Below are 4,485 nucleotides of genomic sequence, written 5' to 3' on the forward strand. Positions count from 1 at the left end.
GATATTCTCCGAACCGTTTTTACAACGGAAGGAGATCAGCCATTACAGTTAGTATTAAAACAGCTGCCGCTTGAAGTAAAAGAAGTGTCGCTTCTGGCTGTGGACAAGAAAGACCAACAAGAAGCAATCAATGCTTGGAAAACAACAGATAAAGAAGCAGGATTCAACTTGGAGAAGGGGCCGCTTATGCGCCTTATGATGCTTCAAACTGGACAAGAAGCGTTTGTGTTAATTTGGAGCCATCATCACATTTTGATGGATGGCTGGTGCCTGGGCATTCTCCTTCAAGAATTTTTAACTGTATATGCGGCAAGAAGAGAAGGCCGTAAGGTCGACTTAGGTCCCATACAGTCATATGGACGGTACATGGAATGGCTCAAAGAGCAGGATACAGATCAAGCAAAAGAATATTGGGAAGAACAATTAAAAGGCTACAGCGAAAAAGCGAGTTTGCCAAAGAAACAGAATGTTCCTTCCTCTCCTTACAAACAAGAAGAAATCCAATCCAGCCTGACAGCTGCCCAAACCAAAAGACTCGAAGAGGTAGCCCGTGAACTGGACAGTACGGTGAGCACGGTCCTTCAAACAGTTTGGGGTATCTTACTATCTCGGTACAATCAGCAGGAAGATGTGGTGTTTGGGACTGTCGTTTCTGGTAGACCACCAGCTGTAAAAGGGGTGGAATCCATTGTTGGCTTATTCATTAACACACTGCCGGTTCGTATCCAGTTCGGCTCTGATACGACTTTTGCGGAGCTGGTCAAACAAAGGCAGGAGGAGGTAGTTGCTTCTCAGGAATATGGCTTTCTCTCACTGGCGGAAATTCAAGCAGAAAGTGAGCTGGGTCAGGAACTGATTGACCACCTCTTCGTGGTCGAGAACTATCCATTTGACGAAGAGATGATGGCTGAAAAGGGGACGCAAGCAGGACTTCACATCCAAAATGAAGGGATATTTGAGCAGACTAGCTATGATTTCAATGTCGTGATTGTTCCAGGAGAGTTACTTAAATATACGATTCGTTATAATCCAAACGTCTATGCAGTAGATCTAGTCGGTAGACTAGAAAAACACTTTGCACAGTTAATAGATAAGCTAACTAAAATTCCAAATATCAATGTTTCCGAAATACAAATTATAACAACAAGAGAAGCTTCAATCATTCAAAACTTCAATAAAACTAAAGTGAATTATAATCTCGATCAAACCATAATAGAAATGTTTGAAAACCAAGTAAAGCAAAACCCTCAAAACATGGCAGTAGCATTTAGAAATGAAACTTGGTCCTATAAAAATTTAAATAAGCAAGTAAACCAACTAGCTCGACACCTACAGGCAAAAGGCGTAGGTCCTGAAAAAATAGTGGGCATCATGGTTGAGCCATCCGCTGACATGTTTTTAGCTGTACTGGCGGTTTTAAAAGCTGGCGGTGCCTATATACCAATAGATCCGAGCTATCCGGATGAAAGAATTCACTATATGATGACAGATAGTCAAGCACGACTCGTTATCACCCAGAAACACTTGAGCGAAAGATTCAAAGGAACTACTCATCAAGTGATTTTAGAAGAAAGAGGTTGGACCGGAGAATTATCTGAAAACCTTTCACTCACCTATGACCCCAAACAGCTAGCTTATGTTATTTATACTTCTGGCACTACCGGTTACCCCAAAGGGGTAATGGTCGAGCATCACTCGCTTTCAAATCTATGCCACTGGCATAATGAACAGTTTAAAGTTACGGAGGAAGATCGATGCACGAAACTTGCTGGTTTCGGGTTTGATGCCTCTGTGTGGGAAATTTTTCCACCCCTTCTAAAGGGAGCTTCACTCTATATCGTGCCAGAAGAATTACGAACAGACTTGTATGAACTAAATGAGTTCTTTGAACAACATCAAATCACGATAAGCTTCTTACCGACTCCGCTATGCGAGCCGTTCCTGGCCATGGACAACCAGTCCTTGCGCGTGCTTTTGACAGGTGGCGACAAATTGAAGAGTTATCGACCGGTTAGATTCCAGTTAGTGAATAATTATGGGCCAACGGAAAATACGGTCGTGGCGACAAGCGGAATGATTGAAAAAGACGCTGTGAATTTATCTATCGGAAGACCAATCGCTAATACAAAAGTATATATATTTGGAAAAAAGGGAGAATTACAGCCGATTGGTGTCCCTGGAGAACTCTGTATTTCAGGAGAAGGGTTAGCCAGAGGATACTTAAATCAGCCGGCATTAACTGCCGAGAAATTTATTGATCATCCCTTAGCACCTGGCACTCGACTATATCGTTCGGGCGACCTAGCCCGTTGGCTGCCAGACGGCCGCCTCGAATATTTAGGGCGGATAGATGATCAAGTTAAAATCAGAGGCCATCGCATCGAATTAGGGGAGATCGAAACCCAACTTCTTCACCTTGAAGGGGTCGAAGACGCTTTGGTTCTTACACGGAAAGATTCCGATGGATTTGAATTTCTCTGTGCATTCTTAAAAAATAATGGAAAAATAGTTGATTCTGAAATCAGGACTTATCTTTCCAAGAGATTACCTAATTACATGATACCAATCTACTTTATTCGGTTGGAAAAGTTTCCGTTAACCAAAAATGGAAAAGTAGATCGCCAAGCATTAGGGAATTTCAACTTAGAAATAGAATCAACTCGAAAAGCTCCTAGCAATCCTATAGAAAAGCGATTAGTGAAAATTTGGAAAGAGGTTCTCAACTCTGATGCCATCGGAATTGATGATCATTTTTTTTACAAAGGGGGTCATTCCTTAAAAGCTGCCAATCTCGCTGCGAGGGTAAGCAAAGAATTTAAACTTGACTTTCCTATAAGAATTATATTTGAAATTCCTATTCTCGCTGATATGGCCAGTTATATAAATACTAAGAATAAAAATGAACAAAACAGTATAGTTCCTGTAGAAAAGAACCTTTATTATCCAGCATCCTCTGCGCAGGAGAGAATATATATTATAAGTCAGTTTGATAAGTCAAACTTAAGCTACAACATCCCATCTGCATATAGGGTGAAAGAAAAGTTGAGTGAAGATAAACTCTATGAAGCACTTTTTGTCCTAGTTAAAAGGCATGAATCATTAAGAACGTCCTTTAAATTGAACGGTGATGTACTAGTTCAAAAGGTGAGTGAAGAGGCAGTTGTCGATTTAAGTATAAGTGATGTAATAGAAGCAAATGTAAAGAAAGAAATAAGTGATTTTGTAAAGCCTTTTGACTTAACGGACTCTCCATTAATGAGGGTGAAGTTAATGCATACTGAAAAAGGAGATTACATTTTGCTACTTGATATGCATCATATCATAAGTGATGGAATGTCAATGGAAGTGCTCATAAAAGACTTCATGAAGATTTATCAAAATGAATCGTTATTTCCTCTGACTATACAATATAAAGACTATGCAATATGGCAAAGAAGTGAAATGAAAACAGAAAGATTATTGAAACAAGAAAAATATTGGATGGAACGTCTAACGGGCGAAATGCCAACACTTGAATTACCTGTCGATTTTAAAAGGCCAGCTATGAATAATTTTATCGGAAATCGATATCAACTATCAGTTAATGAAGAACTTACTAGAACGATTAAGAAGTTCGCCTTAAATACTAATACTTCATTATATATGGTACTTTTGTCAGCATATTCTGTATTACTCTCGAGGTACTCTAACCAGGATGATATTATTATTGGCTCGGTAATTTCTGGAAGAATCCAAGAGGAAGTCCAGGACTTAATCGGAATGTTTGCAAATACACTTGCTTTGAGAGTAAGTCCTAAAAGCAACCTTACCTTTAGGGACTTCCTTCTTCAAACAAAAGAAGTTGTATTGGATGCATTTGATAACCAAGAATATCCTTTTGAAAAAATTGTAGAAACATTAAATATAAAAAGGGATGCTAGCAGAAATGCCATCTTTGATACTGTATTCCTTCTTAGAGAAAGTGAAAAAGAGGAGCAGGAAAATAATATATTTAGTCCAATAAGTATCACAAATCAAACTTCTAAATTTGATATTACCTTAGAAACAATAGATGACGGAAGGAACCTAATGCTAGATTTTGAATACAGTACTCAGTTATTTAAGTATGACACCATACAAAAAATGGCTAAGCATTTTTTAATAATCTTAGAATATATAATGGGAAATCCAGACAATCTATTATCAACTATGAATATCTTATCAAAGGAAGAAGAAAAGCAAATATTAATAGATTTCAATTCTACAGAAATGTCCTTTCCAACAGATAAACGAATTGATCAATTAGTTGAAGAACAAGCAATGCGCAGTCCATTCGAAACTGCGCTGGTATGCGGAGAGCGTCGTGTTTCCTATCAGGGACTCTCTAGACAGGCAAATTCAGTGGCCACGCATCTTATACTTCATGGCATTCGCCCAGGAGACCATGTCGGTATTCTTACTGGAAGAAAAGCTGAAACTGTTGCAGGCTTACTCGGTATCTTGAAG

Annotated in this window: 1 protein-coding gene; it reads left to right on the plus strand. The window is 39.0% G+C overall.

All coding sequences use genetic code 11. The features are described 5' to 3' along the window. A partial coding sequence (locus J2S17_RS28610) for a non-ribosomal peptide synthetase (RefSeq protein ID WP_307480754.1) occupies positions 1–4,485 on the plus strand: 4,485 nt, incomplete at both ends.

The sequence above is a fragment of the Cytobacillus purgationiresistens genome (assembly GCF_030813235.1).
GTDB classification, from domain to species: domain Bacteria; phylum Bacillota; class Bacilli; order Bacillales; family Cytobacillaceae; genus Cytobacillus; species Cytobacillus purgationiresistens.